Annotated in this window: 16 protein-coding genes; 10 read left to right on the top strand and 6 right to left on the bottom strand. The window is 67.3% G+C overall.

The window, feature by feature from the left end:
* The first annotated feature begins 2 nt into the window (after positions 1-2).
* The 4 genes from C3B78_RS13125 (at position 3) to C3B78_RS13110 (ending at position 4,322) form a co-directional block, all read left to right on the top strand.
* Complete coding sequence (locus C3B78_RS13125) at positions 3-1,016, top strand: ABC transporter permease (RefSeq protein ID WP_104998459.1); 1,014 nt, start codon at positions 3-5, stop codon at positions 1,014-1,016.
* Positions 1,013-2,737: an ABC transporter ATP-binding protein gene (locus C3B78_RS13120; protein WP_104998458.1), complete on the top strand. Its 1,725-nt coding sequence runs from the start codon at positions 1,013-1,015 to the stop codon at positions 2,735-2,737. The genes C3B78_RS13125 and C3B78_RS13120 overlap by 4 nt, the downstream gene beginning before the upstream one ends.
* Positions 2,738-2,844: 107 nt before the next feature.
* Positions 2,845-3,252, top strand: coding sequence for a chorismate mutase (locus C3B78_RS13115; RefSeq protein ID WP_104998457.1), 408 nt, complete (start codon positions 2,845-2,847; stop codon positions 3,250-3,252).
* A gap of 38 nt (positions 3,253-3,290) precedes the next feature.
* The gene (locus C3B78_RS13110) at positions 3,291-4,322 is read left to right on the top strand and encodes a hypothetical protein (protein ID WP_234005605.1); all 1,032 of its coding nucleotides are present in this window, start codon (positions 3,291-3,293) and stop codon (positions 4,320-4,322) included.
* Positions 4,323-4,328: 6 nt separating this feature from the next.
* Here the strand turns inward: C3B78_RS13110 and C3B78_RS13105 are convergent, their stop codons facing one another.
* Genes C3B78_RS13105 through C3B78_RS13080 form a run of 6 tightly spaced genes read right to left on the bottom strand, consistent with a single transcriptional unit; the run spans position 4,329 to position 10,282 of the window.
* Complete coding sequence (locus C3B78_RS13105; RefSeq protein WP_104998456.1) at positions 4,329-5,042, bottom strand: DUF4166 domain-containing protein; 714 nt, start codon at positions 5,040-5,042, stop codon at positions 4,329-4,331.
* Between the two features lie 40 nt (positions 5,043-5,082).
* A complete protein-coding gene (locus C3B78_RS13100) occupies positions 5,083-6,375 on the bottom strand; it encodes a DUF58 domain-containing protein (protein WP_104998455.1) in 1,293 nt (430 codons plus the stop codon).
* Complete coding sequence (locus C3B78_RS13095; protein ID WP_104998454.1) at positions 6,375-7,370, bottom strand: AAA family ATPase; 996 nt, start codon at positions 7,368-7,370, stop codon at positions 6,375-6,377. Before C3B78_RS13095 ends, C3B78_RS13100 begins: the two co-directional genes overlap by 1 nt.
* Entirely contained in the window at positions 7,367-8,581 is a 1,215-nt protein-coding gene (locus C3B78_RS13090) for a DUF4350 domain-containing protein (RefSeq protein WP_234005391.1), read from the bottom strand. Before C3B78_RS13090 ends, C3B78_RS13095 begins: the two co-directional genes overlap by 4 nt.
* Positions 8,578-9,267: a DUF4129 domain-containing protein gene (locus C3B78_RS13085; protein WP_104998453.1), complete on the bottom strand. Its 690-nt coding sequence runs from the start codon at positions 9,265-9,267 to the stop codon at positions 8,578-8,580. Before C3B78_RS13085 ends, C3B78_RS13090 begins: the two co-directional genes overlap by 4 nt.
* Positions 9,257-10,282, bottom strand: coding sequence for a DUF7847 domain-containing protein (locus tag C3B78_RS13080; RefSeq protein ID WP_199775251.1), 1,026 nt, complete (start codon positions 10,280-10,282; stop codon positions 9,257-9,259). Before C3B78_RS13080 ends, C3B78_RS13085 begins: the two co-directional genes overlap by 11 nt.
* A gap of 604 nt (positions 10,283-10,886) precedes the next feature.
* On the opposite strand from C3B78_RS13080, the gene mtrA reads away from it, so the two are divergent.
* The 6 genes from mtrA (at position 10,887) to C3B78_RS13050 (ending at position 18,358) form a co-directional block, all read left to right on the top strand.
* Positions 10,887-11,561 carry an MtrAB system response regulator MtrA gene (mtrA, locus tag C3B78_RS13075; protein ID WP_104998452.1) on the top strand — a complete coding sequence of 225 codons (675 nt, stop codon included), beginning with the start codon at positions 10,887-10,889 and terminating at the stop codon, positions 11,559-11,561.
* A gap of 193 nt (positions 11,562-11,754) precedes the next feature.
* Positions 11,755-13,458: an MtrAB system histidine kinase MtrB gene (gene mtrB, locus C3B78_RS13070; RefSeq protein WP_234005604.1), complete on the top strand. Its 1,704-nt coding sequence runs from the start codon at positions 11,755-11,757 to the stop codon at positions 13,456-13,458.
* Entirely contained in the window at positions 13,458-15,173 is a 1,716-nt protein-coding gene (locus C3B78_RS13065) for an LpqB family beta-propeller domain-containing protein (protein ID WP_442778275.1), read from the top strand. Before mtrB ends, C3B78_RS13065 begins: the two co-directional genes overlap by 1 nt.
* A 90-nt stretch (positions 15,174-15,263) precedes the next feature.
* Entirely contained in the window at positions 15,264-16,190 is a 927-nt protein-coding gene (locus tag C3B78_RS13060) for a ComF family protein (RefSeq protein WP_234005390.1), read from the top strand.
* 144 nt (positions 16,191-16,334) lie between these two features.
* Positions 16,335-17,060, top strand: coding sequence for a ribosome hibernation-promoting factor, HPF/YfiA family (gene hpf, locus C3B78_RS13055; RefSeq protein WP_104998450.1), 726 nt, complete (start codon positions 16,335-16,337; stop codon positions 17,058-17,060).
* Positions 17,061-17,092: 32 nt separating this feature from the next.
* A complete protein-coding gene (locus tag C3B78_RS13050) occupies positions 17,093-18,358 on the top strand; it encodes a winged helix-turn-helix domain-containing protein (RefSeq protein WP_104998449.1) in 1,266 nt (421 codons plus the stop codon).
* Positions 18,359-18,370: the final 12 nt, after the last annotated feature.

Genomic DNA, 18,370 nt, shown 5'->3' with positions numbered 1-18,370 from the left:
GCATGAACATCCCAACTGTTCCCGTCCCCATGGAAAATCCCAGGGCACCCTGGTACCGGCGCCTGCCGGTGGTTTCCCACTTCAACAAGAGCGTGGGCCTCCAGCGCGGCATGCTGGTGGCCGGCCTGATCCTCACCGGCATCTTCGTCCTGACAGCGATCTTCGCGCCGCTGCTGGCACCCTACGGCTTCTCCCAGCTTTCCGACGCCGACGGCAACTTCCCCACGCAGGAGGCCCCCGGAGGCAAGCACCTTCTGGGCACAACCGTGGGCGGTTACGACGTCCTGTCCCGTGTCGTCTGGGGAGCGCAGACGGCCATCCTGGTGATCGTGGTCGCCGTTGCCATGTCCATCGTCCTGGGTGTTGCCCTCGGCCTCGTCAGCGGCTACCTTGGCGGGTGGCTCGACCGGATCCTGGTGGTCATCGCCGACGCCGTGTACGCCTTTCCGTCCCTGCTGGTTGCCATTGTCATGGCCATTGTCATCAGCGGCGGCCAGTCCAGCCTGCTTGGCGGCATCTTCGCTGCCGGCACCGCGATCACACTGGTGTTCATTCCGCAGTATTTCCGGGTGATCAGGGCGGAGACGGTCCGGCTCAAGGCCGAGCCGTTCGTGGAGTCGGCCAAAGTGGTGGGCGCTTCCAACATCCGCATCATGACCCGCCATATCTACCGCAACGCCACCCGCACCCTGCCGCTGATCTTCACCCTCAACGCTTCCGAGGCCATCCTGACCCTAGCCGGGCTGGGGTTCCTGGGCTTCGGCATCGAGCCGAGCTCGGCGGCTGAATGGGGCTTCGACCTCAACAAGGCGCTCGCCGACACCACCTCCGGCATCTGGTGGACCGGCCTGTTCCCGGGCCTGGCGATTGTACTCACCGTGGTGGGCCTGACTCTGGTGGGCGAGAGCATCAACGACCTGAACGATCCGCGGCTCCGGGGCCGCAAGAGCACGGGCGGCAGTTCGCCCGCGCCGGTGGACACCGCCGCCATCGCAACAGAAGTGAGGGCATCATGACCGTCAACATCGATCCGTCGTCCGGGGCCGGCTCCGGCCACGAGTCCGGCGGCGGCCGTCCGGTCCTTGACATCGACCACCTCCAGGTCACCTTCGCCACCGACGGCGGCCCGGTCCATGCCGTCAAGGACGTCAGCCTGGAGGTCCGGAAGGGGGAAGTGCTGGCCATCGTGGGGGAATCGGGGTCCGGCAAGACGGTGACCGCCAAGACCATCCTGGGCCTGCTTCCGGAAACAGCCAGCAGTTCCGGGGCAGTGGTGATCAACGGCGCTGACGTGATCAGCGTCAGTGCCGCCACACTGCGCCAGATCCGGGGCCGCGACGTAGCCATGGTGTTCCAGGAACCTTCAACGGCCCTGAACCCGGTGTTCACCGTGGGCTGGCAGATCGCCGAAGGCATTCGCGCACACGCCGGCAGCGGCGGAAAGCGGGTTTCGGCCAGGGATGCCAGGTCCCGCGCCATCGACGCGCTCCGCAAGGTGGGCATCCCCGACCCCGAACACCGCGTCAACTACTACCCCCACCAGTTCTCGGGAGGACAGAAGCAGCGGGTGGTCATCGCCGCGGCGCTGGCGCTGAATCCGGAGCTGATCGTCGCCGACGAGCCAACTACGGCCCTCGATGTCACGGTCCAGGCAGAGATCCTGGAATTGCTGCGGGACCTGCGGGACAAGTACGGCACGTCCATTGTGCTCATCACCCACAACATGGGGGTGGTGGCGGACCTTGCCGACCGCGTTGTGGTCATGTACCAGGGCGATGTCGTGGAGGAGGCGCCGGCCCGCACCTTGTTCGCTGAACCCAAGCAGGACTACACCCGGAAACTGCTCGCGGCCGTGCCGCACCTGGGTCACAACTCGGCGTCGGAGGGCCTGACAGGGCGGGCCCACCAGGATGAGGAAGTCCTGGTGGAGGCCAGGAACCTCACCATCGAATACCCCGGCAGGCTGGGAACGCCGGCGTTCAAGGCTGTGGATGGCGTCAGTTTCACCCTGTCCAGGGGCGAGGTCTTCGGGCTGGTGGGGGAGTCCGGATCGGGGAAGACCACCATCGGCCGCGCAATCGCCGGCCTCAACAGGACCACCGGCGGCAGCCTCAAGGTGCTGGGCTACGAGATGCTGAACCTTAGGGAACGCACCTTCAAGCCGCTCCGGAAGGACATCGGCTTCGTGTTCCAGGACCCGGCAGCGTCCTTCAACCCGCAGCTGACCATCGGGGACTGCATTGCCGAACCCATGGTCATCCACACGAAGCCAAGCCCGGCCCAGTTGCGCAAGCGCGTCGGTGAGCTGCTCGAATCAGTCCAGCTGCCGGCGTCGTATGCGGGACGCTATCCGCACGAACTGTCCGGCGGGCAGCGGCAGCGTGCGTCCCTCGCCCGCGCACTCAGCCTGAACCCCCGCCTGCTGATAGCGGACGAGCCGACGTCGGCCTTGGATGTTTCGGTGCAGGCGAAGGTCCTGGAGCTGTTCAAGGACATCCAGCGGGAGTTCGGTTTTGCCTGCCTGTTCATCAGCCACGACCTGGCCGTCGTGGACACGCTGTCCTCCTGGGTGGGCGTGCTCTATAAGGGCAGGCTGGTGGAGCAGGGAATCGGGAACCAGGTGATGGGGAACCCGCAGCATGACTACACCCGGCGGCTCATCGCGTCACTGCCGGTGCCGGACCCGGAGGAACAGGCACGGCGCCGGGAGGAACACCGGGCACTGCTCGGCATCTGATGGGTTGCGGACCGGGGGCCCACTTGTATGTGGCAGGCGCCGGTGCCGGTTGCGGCGCCGGCGCTTAACACCCCGGCTATCCGTGTGCGCTCCCATAGACTTGAGCCATGACGCAGCACAACCCCCACTCTCCTGATTCCGAAGACTACGACCCCTCCGCCAGTTCCTTGGCCGGCCAGGTGGACAACTCGGTGATGGCTGAGCTGCTGTCCATCCGTTCCAGCATCGACAACATCGACGCAACCCTGGTCTATCTGCTGGCGGAGCGCTTCAAGGCCACCCAAAAGGTGGGGTTCCTCAAGGCAGCCCACCGGCTCCCCGCCGGCGATCCCGGCCGTGAAGCAGCCCAGATCGCCAGGCTGCGCAGGCTGGCCGAGGACGCCCACCTCGATCCTGCGTTCGCGGAAAAGTTCCTGAATTTCATCATCGGCGAGGTCATCAGGCATCACGAAGCGATCGCCGAAGACCACGAGGCGGCCTCCGGACAGCAGCCGCAGGCACCAGCACGCGCGTGAGCGGGGACGGACGGCGCCAGGCCGGTTCCAGCAACGGACTGGGGAACGAGGCGCTGACGCGTGAGGTAACGGCCACCGCGCTGGGCCCCTGGCCGGGCGAAGATCCGGTGGAAGCGGCAAAAATCATCCGCGGCGAGCTGGGGAGCCCCCACATGCCGTTCCTCGCCGAACTGCCGGACAGGGGTGTCGGCTCTGACGCCCTGGGGCGCACTGCCTGTCTCCTGGAGGAGCTGGCAGTCGACGTCCAGCCGTATGGCTGGCGCCTCGTGGACCGTCCCGGCAAGGACTTCCGGCGTGCGGCTTCCGCCCTTGCCACGGACATCAATGTCCTGGCGGATGTGGCCGGAGCCGAGGAAAACCCGGCAACCGAAATTAAGGTGCAGCTGGTGGGGCCGCTGAGCCTCGCGGCCGGGCTCCACCTGCACAACGGCGAACGGGCACTCATCGACTACGGGGCCCGGCGGGATCTTGCGGCTTCCCTCGCCGCCGGTGTGGGACGGTACCTTTCGCGGGTTGCCGCTGCGGTGCCGGGCGCCCGGCTGGTGGTCCAGGTGGACGAACCGGACATCGCCGCTGTGCTGGCCGGCACCATCCCCACCTCCAGCGGCTACCGCACCCTGCGTTCGGTGGCCGCCTCCGAAGCACGGGAATCGTGGCGGGTGGTCCTGGACGCACTGCGCGCATCCGGCGCGGCCGAAGTCGTCATAGCCGTGCCGGCGATCGAGGCGCCCTTCGAACAGATCCTCGCGGCAGGAGCCGACGGCATTGCTGTTCCGTTAAACGCCCTGACCTCCCGGCAGTGGGAACAGTTGGCCGGAGCGGTGGAGGCGGACAAGCGCCTGTGGATCGGCGCGCTGGAAACTGCGGGAAAGTCCCTGCCAAAGGTATCGGACTGCGTCGAGGCCGTGTGGCGCCCCTGGCGCCAGCTGGGACTGCCAGCAACAGCGCTTGGCACCGTCCGGATCACCCCCTCGCAGGGACTCTCCGGTGGCACTCCGGCCCAGGCCACGGCGGTCCTTGGCCGCCTCACCCAGGTGGCCGATGGGCTGAACCAGCTGGCGCTGGGATAGCGGGGGTCAGACCCGGTTTTCCCAGCGGTCCGGCTGCGCGTAGCGCGGGAGGAAACTCAGGGCCGAACTGCCGCCGGTATAGGGGCGCAGCCTGTAGTCGAAGCTGCCGGCATACACCAGCACCAGGCCGATCTGCGGCTGGATCACCTTCACTCGGATCCGGTGCTTGCCCGCTGCGCCTTCGGCCGGGTCCCACCACTGCTCCGCGTATGCTTTGGCATCCAGGGCGGCGGGAAGGGGGATGCGGACGGGGCCAAGGAAGAGCCGGGATGCTTCGGAGATGCCGCGAAGCCGGCCCTCCGGCGTGACACTCAGGTTCAGGTCAGTCACCAGCCTCCGGTACCGTCCCACGTAGTCCACCAGCCGGAATGCACCGGCCCGGCGGGCCGCGCTGGTGGTGTCCTGGAAGATCCGGGTCCGGCCCGGGAACCGGATTTCGCGGCGGGCTGTCAGGCTGGAGCGGCCGAAGGGGTCCTGGTGGGCATGGTTCTCAATCCGGAAAGGAATGTTCTCGCCGTACTCGGGGAAGAATGCTTCCTCCCCGCTGGTTAGCCGCAGCAGGGGACGCAGCCAGTCCTGCCGGCAGCCCACGACATCGAAGGTCCCTTCCCCCACTCCGTAGCTGCCCGACCCCGGAACCAGGGAAAAGTAGTCCTGGAGCTCCGGCTGGAGCCGGGAAAAGTCCGCGCCGAGCGCTTGCTGGTAGATGGGAACGTTCATGGGGCCTCCTGCGTGAGGGCGGGAACAAGATGCTGTGACCTCACAATGTACCGGCCGCCTTGAGCCTGATGTACATGTCGGCCAGCTTTGGCGGCAGCTGGTGCGGTTCGGCGTCCACCACTTCCACGCCGTACTGCCGCAGCTCGGTACAGATGGCCGCGCGCTGCAGCAGCGCCCGCTCTGCGGCGGCGGCGCGGAATACACCGGCGGCGTCGTCGCGTTCCTGGAGCATGGCACCCAGCTGCGGGTCCCGCACGGCTGCCACCACCACCACGTGCTGCCGGGCCAGCTGTGCCGCGACGGGAAGGATGCCTTCCTCGGGTGCGCCGCTATCCAGCGACGTCAGGAGCACCACCAGGGAACGGTGCGCGGAAACGGCGCGGACCTGGGCCGGGACCGCGGACCAGTCCATTTCGATGAGTTCGGCCTCAAGCGGCGCCATCGCCTGGACCAGCTGGCCCAGGAGGTTTCCCTGCCCGGCAGAGCCCGCCCGGGCGCGGGTGCGGCGGTCAAACGCCAGGAAGTCCACGCGGTCCCCGCCCCGCTCTGCCAGCACACCCAGCAGGAGCGCCGCTTCCATGCCCGTGTCCAGGCGGGTTTCGTCGTCGATCCTGGCCGCCGACGTCCGTGACGTATCCAGGACCATGACCACGCGCCGGTCCCGTTCAGGCCGCCAGGTGCGCACCACCACCGCTGACCGGCGCGCGGTGGCCCGCCAGTCAATGGACCGGACGTCGTCGCCCCGGACGTAGTCCCTCAGTGAATCGAACTCGGTGCCCGCACCGCGGATCTGCACCGCTGCCTTGCCGTCCAGCTCGCGCAGTTTGCGCAGCTTTGACGGCAGGTGCCGCCGGGAATGGAATGGAGGCAGCACCCGCAGCGAACCGGGGCAGTCAATGGTCCGTTGCCGCGCTGCCAGCAGCAGCGGGCCGAAAGAGCGGACCGTGACGTGCGGAGCCTTCAGGTCTCCCCGCCGGACCGGCCGCAGCCGGACAGTCACGCGCCTGCCCTCACCGGCCGGGACGTCGATGTCCTGGACCGGATTCTGCGCCCCGGCGGAGGGCTGCCATGCGTCGCGGAGGACACCGCGGAGCCGCCGGCCGCCGTCGTTCTGCACCCTCAACACGGCGTCCACGCCCGCATGCAGCGTGACGTTGCCGGGCTCGGAACGCAGGACGTGCACCGGGCGCAGGGAAGCCGCCAGCAGGAGGTCGACGGCGGCAAGGGCCGCCAGCGCCCCGGCCACCAGCAGCACCGTTCCCCAGCTGGCCAACGCCAGGACCGGCACCGTGCCCAGCAGCACCAGCAGCACGAAACGCCCGGAGACGGCCATCAGCGGGGGACGGGAACGGACGCCAGGATGCTGCCCAGTACGTCGTCCGCCTGTACTCCGTCCATTTGGGCTTCAGGCTGGAGCGCCACGCGGTGCCGGAGGCAGGGGAGGGCCAGGGCCTTGACGTCGTCGGGGGTGACGAAGCTTCGGCCGGAGAGCCAGGCCCAGGACCGGGAGGTGTTCAGCAGGGCAGTGGCGCCGCGGGGCGAGACACCAAGCAGGAATGAAGGTGCCGAGCGGGTGGCACGCACCAGGTCCACGATGTACGCGATGACTTCAGGGTCCACCGCCACGGAGGCCACCGCCTGCCGCGCCCGCGCCAGGTCCTCCGCGCCTGCCACGGCGCGGACGCCGGCAGCGTTAAGGTCCCTCGGGTCGAAGCCCGCCGCGTGGCGCCGGATGACTTCCATTTCGTCCTGGCGCCCCGGCAGCGGCATGGTCAGCTTGAGCAGGAACCGGTCAAGCTGCGCCTCAGGCAGCGGATAGGTGCCTTCATACTCCACCGGGTTTTGGGTGGCAGCAACGAGGAACGGACCGGGCAGCGGCCGGGACTCGCCGTCCACGGACACCTGCCGTTCCTCCATGGCTTCGAGCAGGGAGGCCTGGGTCTTGGGCGGCGTCCGGTTGATCTCGTCCGCCAGCAGGATGTTGGTGAAGACCGGCCCCTCCCGGAAGGTGAATTCGGAGGTGTGCGAGTCATAGACCAGCGAGCCCGTGATATCGCCGGGCATCAGGTCCGGAGTGAACTGGACGCGCTTGGTGTCCAGGCTCAGCGCAGCGGACAGCGCGCGGACCACCAGGGTTTTCGCGACGCCCGGAACACCCTCCAGCAGCACGTGGCCCTGCGAGAGCAACGCGATCAACAGCCCCGTAACGGTGGCGTCCTGCCCCACCACGGCCTTTGCCACCTCGTGCCGCACGTCCATGAGGGCCTGCCGGGCGGAATCATGTTCCATATGGTCCAGGACCCGGGGACTGCTGCCTTGCTCGCTCATCGTCCTTTGACTTCTTTCTCTAGGTTGTCCAGGTCCCGCGACCAGGCAACAAGCCTTGCCTCGGTGCGGGGATGTTCGTTGACGAGTTGGTTTATCTGCCGGGCCGGCTGGCCGAGGTGCCGTGCTGCAGCGTTGACCACCTGGTCGGCCGTGGCCGCGGCGCCCAGCCGCAGGTGCCCTGAGAGCCGAACCAGGGTTCCGGCCCGGAGATTGTCCCGGGCCTGGTCCACGGCGTGGGAATCGTGGTAAAGCCGGGCCCTGCCCTCTGCTGTCTCCACTGCTTTGACCACCACGGGAAGGGGCTCAAACACCAGCGGGCCAAGGCGCCTGCCCCGCCAGGCTATTGCCGCCGCGGCCACCAGGGCGAGCCAGGGTCCGAGGAAACGCGCCCAGCCCGGGGCAAGTTCGTCGAGGGTCTGCGGGGAACCGCCGGTTTCCAGGTCCTCGATGGTGGGGAGGTACCAGACCAGGTCCGGGGAGGCGCCGAGGGTGCGGATGGCAAGCGCCGCGTGACCGAGTTCGTCCAGCCGCTCATTTGTGAGGATGCCGGTGCTTCCCAGGACAGTGAGCCGCCCGTCATCCTCCACGGTAAGCACCCCGGCGGCAGAACCGGTTGGCCGGTAACAGGCGGTCCCGCCGTCGTAAATGAAGCCTGACTCGCCGGACACCGGTCCGGCTGCTTCCGCGTCAGGAACGCTGCACCCGGGATCCAGCGCGGAGGAGGCGTCCGGCACCACCCCGGCCTGGCGGATGCTGCTGCTGAGCGCTGCCAGGGTCTGCAGCCTGGGCGAAACCAACACCACCCTTTCCGCGGACGCCGCCAGTTCACGGAGCCGCGGCTCGTCGAGGAAGCCGCTCCTGTCGTACAGCAGGAGGGTCGGCGAAGTTCCAGCCTCCAGCGCCGCCATGCCCGCCTCGAAATTCCCGGCCGCGTGGACCTTGACACCGTGCCTGGCCAGGATCTGCGTGACGGCCCGGGCACCGTCCGGGCCGGCGTTGTTGAGGGACAGGGGAACATCGTCCCCTTTTGGTGCCAGCTGCGCCCAGAGAACCAGCGCCAGGGCGGCGGCCACGAGGGCCCACCCGGCCGCGAGGGCACGGTGCCGCCGTAGCCACCCCCACAAGCCCTTGGTTTTCCCTGTGCCGTTGTCCGGTGCGCCGCCGGGCTCAGGCACCCGGCGGGTTGAGGGCGCCGGAGCAACGGCGGTCATGGCCGCGCCGCCGTGTGCCGCAGGAAATCCTGCTGTTCCCGTTCCTGCGGGGCCTGCTCCTGCCGGGCGGGGGTGCGGCCGGGCTTCATTGCTTCGAGGGTCTGGTCCAGGCTCGCCATTGCCTGGTAGTCGGCGGCGTCCGCCGTCCGGTTCCCGTACCGGATGGCGTCGAAGGTCCCTGCCGCCTTGGCCAGCCGGTCCGCTTCGGCACGGAACGGTGCAGCAAGTTCACGGGCCACTTCGTCAGCCGTCCGTCCCGGCTGCGGATCGAGGATGGTGCGGTCTTCGGCAGAGCGGACCAGCGCCCTGAAGCGGTCGACGACGGCGTCCCCCCACTTCCCGGCCGCAGCGGACGTTTCGGCGCGCTGCCGGTAGTCCGCTGGTGTCAGCACGCTTTCAGGCTCAAAGACCTGCTTGGCCCGCCGCGCTTTAGGATTCAGCCGGGGTTTGGCAATGATCACGGCGGCGGCGATGACCGCCGCGACGACGATCCCGATGACCGGGCCGGGCACTGTGCTCCCGTCGGCCGCGGAACTGTCCAGCGACTGGAGCCAGTCCACGAAGTCCTTCCAGAGCGCCTCAAGCCAGCCCGGAGCAGCTTCGCGGTACTCCGGTTTGGCCAGTTCCTCGGCCGCCCACCGCCGGGCTTCCCCTGCCGCGGGCAGGACCGGGGGTTCAGCGGCCATCCGGCCATGCCCCTGCCACGGGTCCGGGTCCGGGGCTCCAGCCAGCCTGGCTCCAGCCCTGCGCGCCCGTCGCATGGACCCTGCCCGGAATGCCGTCCGGATCGGCTCCGGACTCCATCTGGCGGAGCAGCGAGAGGTCCAGCCCGTCCTTCCTCATGCGGAGGTCCATGTAGATCAGTGCCATCACGGACGTCTGTAAGGCGTAGCCGAGGGCCCCGGCCAGCGCGCCGAGGATTGCGGTGATGATTCCGACCGCCACGGCGATGGCCACCTCCTGCCCACTGCCGCCGTGCGGGGAAAGGTAACTGGCCACCAGCGGGGGCAGCAGGCCTGCCGGGATCATGACGATCTGGCTGACGACGCCCACCAGAATGCCCACTACTAGCGTGATCCCCAGGATCCGCCACCAGTTGGACCGGGTGAGTTCCCATGAGCGGCGGAGGCTGTCCAGGGCACCCAGCTCTTCAATGACAACCGCGGCCGGGGCCACCATCAGCTTCACGTAAATCCATACGTACAGGGCAACGAAACCGAGGAACAGGGGGATGAGCAGCAGGATCCCCACCCCTTCCATGCTTGCGATCAGCGCCACGGCCAACGCGGCGGGGACAAGCATCGCCAGCAGTCCGGCGGTCATCAGCAGGGCAGCAAGCCGGATCAGCGCCCCGACCCGAGGGCGGGCGAGGGACCACATCTGCTTGAAGCTGGTGGGCCGGTTGAGGATGGACCGGGCCACCGGCACCACCATGGCGCCCTGCAGGACGGAGGCAATGAAGAGGGTGAAGACGACGACCAGCAGCATGGCGGCCACGAATCCCAGGCCCAGGGCTGTCAGATCGGCCTCACTGGCGCTGTTTGCCCAGGCTTCGATGGAGCCCGCCGAAGTTGCAGTGGCCGCAGTGAGGACAGCGGTAAGGACGGCGGCCAGGGATTGGGCCAGCAGCGAAGCGCCCAGCATGGCCTTTGCGTTCCGCCGGATCACCTGGAAGGACCCGTCCATGATCTCCCCGAACATCAGGGGACGCAGCGGGACTATGCCCGGCTTCGGGGGAGCAGCATACCGCTGCTGGCCCCAGGGAGAGGCCTGGCCAAACTGCTGGTTCGGAAGAAGTTGGTTTGGATAGCGGGGCTGCGGCGGCCCGGAGTGGCCAGAACCGGGCTGGCCCCACGGCGGCTGCGCAGGGGGCTGTTGCCACGACGGCGGCCCCCACGGCTGCTGCGGAGCCTGTTGCCAGCCTGCGGTCTGCCAGCCTGGGGTTTGCTGGCCTGGAGTCTGTTGGCTTGGGGATTGCTGCCCCGCCGGCGGCCCCCACGGGTTCTGCCCCGGGGGTTGCTGTGCCGGGGGTTGCTGTGCCGACGGTTGCTGTCCGGAAGGGTGCCGCCAGGCAGCCTCCCGGTCCTGAGGCTCCTGCGCGTCCGAATCCTGTGGTGACACCAATGTTCCTTCCCCCGTACCAGTGCGCCGTCAGCCTGGCACCCGCTCCATTGGCTCAGGCGCGGCGCTGCAAAACGCCCGGCGTGGCACCAGCCTATAGTTCCGGCGTCGGGCATCCTAGCGCCCCGCCATGCCGGAGGGTGTCCAATAGGACAAAGCCATCCTGATAAGGGAATATATAGCTATGAAGGCACGCATTCTGGTGGTAGACGATGACGAAGCGCTGGCCGAAATGATTGGAATTGTTCTCCGCAACGACGGCTTCGAGCCGGTCTTCTGCGCGGACGGCGCCCAGGCGCTGGACGTTTTCCGGTCATCCCGGCCGGACCTTGTATTGCTGGACCTCATGCTTCCCGGTGTGGACGGCATCGAGGTCTGCCGGCAAATCCGCGCTGAGTCCGATGTTCCGATCGTCATGCTCACTGCCAAGTCGGACACGTCCGACGTCGTCCGGGGACTCGAATCCGGCGCCGATGACTACGTGCCCAAGCCGTTCAAGCCGGCCGAACTCGTGGCCCGCGTCCGCGCACGGCTCCGCCCCGGTGACCAGAAAGCGCCCGAAACCTTGCGCATCGCCGACATCACCATCGATGTCGCCGGGCACACCGTCAGCCGGGGCAATGAGCGGATCTCGCTGACGCCCCTGGAGTTTGACCTCCTGGTGGCCCTTGCCCGGAAACCTTGGCAGGTGTTCACCCGCGAACTGCTGCTCGAGCAGGTCTGGGGCTACCGGCACGCTGCCGATACACGCCTTGTGAACGTCCATGTCCAGCGCCTCCGTTCCAAGATCGAGCAGGATCCGGAAGCTCCGGAAGTCGTATTGACGGTGCGTGGTGTCGGCTACAAAGCAGGAGCCTGAACCCACGGCGCAAGGCGGTACACCCGGGACGGGCGTGCCCGCTTCAGCGAACCCCGCCCCCGGGGGAACTTCCGGGCATCACAGCGGCACCGGCCCGCCGCCTGCCCCCGAACACGGGGACGACATCAGCCTGCGCCTGCGGCGCCTGGCGTTCCGCGCCCATCTCTGGCAGCGGCGGTCCCTGATTGTCAGCATGCGCGTTGCGCGGCTGGTCAAGACCGGAGTCCGCCGGTTCCTTCCTGCACTGCGGTACATCGGACGCTCCCTTCAGCGCCGGTGGCGCAGGTCCCTGCAGTTTCGGACGGTCCTCACCACACTGCTCCTGGCCGTCACCTCCTTCGCGGTGGTGGGCGCGTACCTGTCCAACCAGATTGCCAACAACCTCTTCCAGGAGCGGTTGACGCAGGCCGAGTCGGAGACCCGCTACAACGTAAAGCAGGTGCAGGACACGTTCGACGGCGCGCAGGTCACCGACCAGGCAAGCGTGATCACCCTCGTCTACGACACCCTGAACGCTGTGGAGGGCCGCGGGTCGGTCATCCAGCGCAGGTACGTCTTCGAGGCGGTGCCTGAACAAACAAAACCGCGGAACCGCTGGGTCGAATCCCGGGCCTCCGACCAGTTGACCGTCAGCGTCATTCCGCCGGAGCTTCGCAAGGCCGTGCAGGAATCCGGGAAGGACCAGTACTGGGCATCCACGGTCATCCCGGTCGGCACCGAGGACCGGCCAGGCATTGCCGTGGGCAACAAAGTGACCTTCAACGGCACCGTCTACGAGCTCTACCTTATTTACGACCTTAATACCGCGCAGAAGACGCTGGACGAGATCCAGAGCGTCCTCTGGGCGGGCGGTGCGGTGCTGGTGCTCCTGATCGGAGCCGTCGCCTGGTACGTCACTCGGAACGTGGTCAGCCCGGTCAGCCACGCCGCCATGGTCTCCGAGAAGCTCGCCGCGGGCCAGCTGCAGGAGCGGATGGTGGTCCGCGGTGAAGATGAAGTGGCCCGCCTCGGCGCCTCCTTCAACCACATGGCAGCCAGCCTCCAGGAACAGATCACCCAGCTGGCAACCCTCTCCCAGATGCAGCAGCGCTTCGTCTCCGACGTCTCCCACGAGCTGCGGACACCGCTGACCACTGTCCGGATGGCTGCGGAGGTCCTGTACGACGCCCGGCACGATTTTGACCCCATCAACAAGCGTTCGGCTGAACTGCTCTACAACCAGGTGGAGCGGTTCCAGTCGCTCCTCTCGGACCTGCTGGAGATCTCCAGGTTCGACGCCGGTGTGGCGGTACTGGATGCGGAAGCGGAGGACATCCTGCAGGTGATCGCCCACGCCATCGAGGGTGCCGCCCCGGTGGCTGCCGAATATGGTTCCGAGATCGTCCTCAGGGCACCGGAGGGTGCCGTCATCGTGGAAATGGATGCCCGGCGCATCGACAGGATCCTGCGGAACCTGATCCTCAACGCCGTGGAGCACGGCGAAGGTAAGCCCGTCACTATCACCGTGGCAGCCAGCCAGACCGCCGTCGGGGTGGCCGTCCGGGACCAGGGGATCGGAATGGATCCCGCGGAAGCGGCGCGCGTCTTTGACCGTTTCTGGCGGGCAGACCCTGCGCGGGCGCGCACTACCGGCGGAAGCGGCCTTGGCCTGTCCATTGCCATGGAGGACACCAAACTGCACAACGGCTGGCTCCAGGCGTGGGGCAAGAAGGGAAGCGGCGCCAACTTCCGGCTGACGCTGCCGCTCCGCCAAGGAGAAGAGATCGACAAGTCGCCGGTCCAGCTGGAGCCCGAGGACATCACGCTTCCCGGTGAGCCGGGCTCAAGGAACATGCTGGTCCTGGAGACGGGGGCCGCGTCGCTTGCTCCGGCATCGTCCCCCAAGGAGGGAAAATGATGGGTCGCGCCGGCCGCCGGGCGAAGCTGCCTGCTGCGCTGCTGGTCCTCCTGCTGGTACTGCTGGCCGGCTGCGCCCGTATTCCCACCTCGGGGCCGGTGGGGAAAAGCAGCGAAGGCAGCGCGGGGAACGTCAGCGCGCCGGTGTTCCTGCCGGCAGCTCCCCAACCGGGTGCCCTGCCGGAAACCATCATCGATTACTTCTACCGGGCCGGCAGCGGCTACGAGGACGACTACGCTGTGGCACGCCAATACCTGACCCAGGCCTCCTCGGTGTCCTGGAAACCGGACCAGCGGGCGCTCGTTTACCGGGAGGCGCGGGTGGTGGCAACGGGAAACGAGAATGTCTACAACTATGAGCTGGATGTCGCCTACACCGTGGACGCGGACGGCATCGCCACCCAGTCGCCGGAGGGAACCATTGAGAATATTCCCGTGACTCTCACCCAGGTGGACGGTGAATGGCGGATTTCCAACCTCCCTGACGGCACCGCCATCGCCGAGGAAACCTTCAAAGTGATTTACGGGGCTTACCCCATCTACTTTTACGACCCCACTTTCACGTTCGCTGTCCCGGATGTCCGCTGGTTTATCAAGAACAAGACGGTCAAGGCGATGACCAGCGCGCTGTTGGCGGGCCCTGCGCCGTACCTGCGCGGGGCGGTGGCGAGTGCGTTCCCCTCCGGCATCAAGCTCGCTCGGGAATCGGTTCCCGTCGTCTCGGGGGCTGCGCAGGTGGACCTGACGGCCAAGGAACTGATGGAGACGTCCCCGGAGGACCGGCTCCGGATGCAGATGCAGCTGACGCTGACGTTCCGCAGCCAGCCTGACGTCGTCAATGTCGAGCTCCGCGCCAACCAGGACTTGGTGCGGGTGGAGGACAACGGAGCCGTCCTCCCGCCGGTCCAGGACAAGAGCGTGCCGTCCCGCCAGATTGCCATCAGCGGCAACGAGCTGGTGCGGTACGAAAACAACAGGGTCTCGCCGCTTCCGGACATGCAGCCCGTGTCATCGCTCACCCCGCGGTTCCCCGCGGAATCCCCGGTTTCGCAGACGGCCGCCTTCCTCAATGAAAGCCGCACCACGCTGTACAGCATCAGTCCCGGGCAGCCCGCACGGGCACTGACCACGAGGACCACGCTGAGCCGGCCATCCTTCGGCCTCAGTGAATGGGTCTGGTCGGCAGGTCCGGGTGCCACGGGCGGCACTGAAGTTGTGGCATTCCGCCCGGCCGGGATTGCGGAGGGCGCCGCCGTCCCCACCGTCACCCTGTCGCCCGCGTGGCTGGCCGGAAGGACAGTCAAGGAATTCCGGATTTCCAGGGAAGCGGTCCGGGCGCTGGTGATTTCGGAGCAGAACGGCAAGACCCGGGTTCAGGTGACCGGAATTATCCGGGGCGCCGATGGCACGCCGCGTGAGCTGACACCGCCGATTACCCTGGCCACTGGCAACGATCCGGACCAGGGCGTCTGGGTCACGGATACAACCGTTGCCGTGATGAAGGGATCTGCCGGGCAGAACGTCACCCCGGAACTGCTGTCGCTCACCTCCGGGCAGCCGCAGCAGCTGGCACCGTGGCCGGGCCTAGTGGCCCTCAGCGCGGGCAACGGGTCCGAGGAAATCTATGCCCAGTCCGCCGAAGGGATCTTCCAGCGGCTTGGCAACGGCTGGTCTCCGCAGATCAAGGGCCCGATCGATCCGGCATTTCCCGGCTGAGAACGCGGTAGGCAGGAGCCCGTCGGGGCACTGTCCACATAGCGCGCCTGCCCGCTGCCCGGCAACGGTGCGCAGGCCGAAGATGTAGGGGTGGACATCAGACCCCTGGCCGGCCGGAGGGCCGTGACACGTGTCCGGCTCGATCCCGACCTCAACCCGCCTGCCGAAATAATTTCCGGCAGGCACCGCTCAGACCACGGCAGCGCCCTCCTGCGGTTCACCGACCAGCTGGCGGGAGCGGCGGCAGACCTACTGTCGCTTGCCGTTCCGGTTGACTGCGTCTGCTGCGGTGCGGAAGACCGGGCGCTCTGCATCCCCTGCGGCCGCCACATCCGGCGCCTCACCGCAGTCCCGTTCCGGGCAGAAAGCGGAGCACCGGCACTAATGGATGTGGACGGGCTGGTGCTGCTTCCGGTGGTGGCTGCCGGCGTCTACCGCGAAGAGCTCGCGCAGGCGCTGTTGTCGTTCAAGAGGCACGGCCAGTATCAGCTCAAGCGAAGCCTGGGCCGCGCGCTCGGCGGGGCGGTCCGCGCAGCAATTGATGGCTTCGAAGAGACCTGTCTTGTCCCTGTGCCCACCAGCACCAAGGCCTATCTGAACCGGGGTTTCAGCCCCGTCCACCTGCTGCTTGCCGGGGCCTCGCAGCAGCTTGCAGGGTTGCCTGTCGCAGATGTCCTCGCCAAATCCGGCGGGGCCGTCCTGCAGCTGCCGGGCGGCCAAAAAGGCCTGGGCCGGGGGGCCCGGGCGCAGCGGGTGCGCGGTTCCATGCGGGTCACCGTGCGGGGGCAGGCACGGGTGGCCGGGCGCCGCTGCGTCATCATCGACGACGTCCTCACCACCGGCGCCACGCTGGCCGAAGCAGCCCGCGCGCTTCATGCGGCAGGGGCCAAGGTAGCGGGCGCCGTCGTCCTCGCTGCGACACGCCCGCCGGACGCCGAGGGCCACAGCGCTCCACCACCGGGGACCCGCGGAAACCGCCATGACTTAGAAAAAAATAAACCAAGAAAGGATGAATAACGGGTGCCTATGAACTAACGTCGGTGGTGGGTACCAAGAACAGAATGTACCTTTCGATGGCGGCTCGGAGAGGGGCTCGACTGTCACACAGATCGGCCCAGGGAAGCGCCGCCGTCGTGTCACCGAAGTCATTTGGAGGGCACCATGGAGTTTATGATCAGCGGACGAAATCTGACAGTTTCAGACCGGTTCCGTGAATATGCCGGGGAAAAGATTTCGAAAATCGAGTCGCTTGGGGACAAGGTCCAGCGGGTCGACGCGAAAGTCTCCAAGGAGACCAATGCCCGGCAGACCGGCGATCAGCTGACCGTTGAGGTGACCGTACTGGGCCGGGGACCCGTGATTCGTGCCGAAGCCAGCGCCGCTGACAAGTTCGCGGCCTTTGATCTTGCCTACAACAAACTGCTTGAACGGCTCCGTCGGGCCAAGGACCGTAAGAAGGTCCATCATGGACGGCACACCCCTAAGGCGGTCCGGGAAGCGACGGCCGCCCTTGAACCTGCCAGCACGCAAGAACCGCTTTATGTCGAGGCCAGCCATCGGAACGAGGCCGTCGCCGGCCCCGAGGACAAGTCTCCCTACGATGTTGAAAACGACATCCCGGCCGGTAATTCCCCGGTCCTGATCCGGCGCAAGGTTTTTCCTGCCGCCTCCCTCTCCCTCGACGACGCCGTGGACAACATGGAACTTGTTGGCCATGATTTCTACCTTTTCGTGGACAAGGCCACCAACACGCCGTCGGTCGTGTACCGGCGCCGCGGCTGGACCTACGGGGTCATCACGCTGGACCACGAGTGCGAACCCGGAGACACCGTGGTGGAGGAAAAGGTCATCGCGTACCGTTCGGATGACGCCGCCGCAAAGGCTTAGGGTGGTGAACACCATCCACGGAGAGGACTGATGTGTCAGCGACGCTGAGCCTGGACCAGGCACGGCGGATCGCTTTGGCAGCCCAGGGACTCGACAAAGGACGGCCCACCGGCCCCGTGACCTCGCGGGCGGTGGGCCGCACCTTTGCCCGGATCCAGCTCGTCCAGATCGATTCCGTGAACGTCGTCTCCCGGAGCCATCTCCTGCCGTTCTTTTCGCGGCTGGGAAACTACGACCTAAACATCCTGCAGCGAATGACCGACGTCCATCCGCGGCGCATGGTGGAGTACTGGGCCCACGAGGCGAGCTACATCCGCCCGGAGCACTACGCGGACCTTCTCCTGTGGCAGAAGCGCTCCTGGGTTGGCGCCTCCCGCATGGACCCGGACCTTCGCGACGCAATCGCAGGGAAGATCCTGGACACGCTGGCACGCTCACGGCCACTGACTGCGGCCCAGCTGACTGCCAGGATGGGCCATGTCGAGGAGAAGGAGACGGCCAACTGGGGCTGGAACTGGAATGCCGTCAAACGCGTGCTCGAGCATCTGTTCGAGGAAGGCGTGGTTTCCGCGGCATCGCGGACGGAACAGTTCGAGCGGAGGTACACGTTGACTCCCAGGGTGCTGCCGCAGCAGACCGCGCCGGCGGGAGACGAGGCCGGTCCCGCGGAAGCAATGCACCGGCTGATCGACGCCGCTGCCCAGGCACATGGCATCGGCACCGTACGTTGTTTCGCCGACTACTTCCGCACGCCTCCCAAAGCCGCGGCGGCCGCCGTCGAACATCTGGTGCGGATGGGCAGGCTGGAGCGCGTCACCGTGCCGGGCTGGGACCGTGACGTCTTCCGCCATGTCGGGGCGAGGTTGCCTCGCCGGGCCACCGGCCGTGCCCTGCTGAGTCCGTTCGACTCCCTGGTCTTCGAACGCCGGCGGCTTGAGGAACTGTTCGGCTTCCATTACCGGATCGAGATTTACACGCCCGAACACAAGAGGCGCTACGGGTATTACGTCCTTCCTTTCCTCCTCCGCGACAGGATAGTGGCCCGTGTGGACCTGAAGGCGGACCGCAAACGCGGGACCCTGCTGGCGAGGTCCGCCTTCGCGGAGCCGGACGCCCCGCCGGACACCGCCGTCGAACTCGCTGCGGAGGTTCGGCTCATGGCGGACTGGCTCGGCCTGTCCGCCGTGGAAGTGTTCCCGGTGGGCGACCTCGCGGGGAGCCTCGCCGCGGCAGTCGGCGGCGGGGGAGTATCCGCTCTGAGGGAACAAACGGGACTCTCGGCGGTGTCTCTCCCGTAGACTAAAAACGCC

The sequence above is a fragment of the Arthrobacter sp. PGP41 genome (assembly GCF_002953935.1).
Lineage (GTDB): Bacteria > Actinomycetota > Actinomycetes > Actinomycetales > Micrococcaceae > Arthrobacter.
This window is presented reverse-complemented; position numbering and strand designations above follow the sequence as displayed.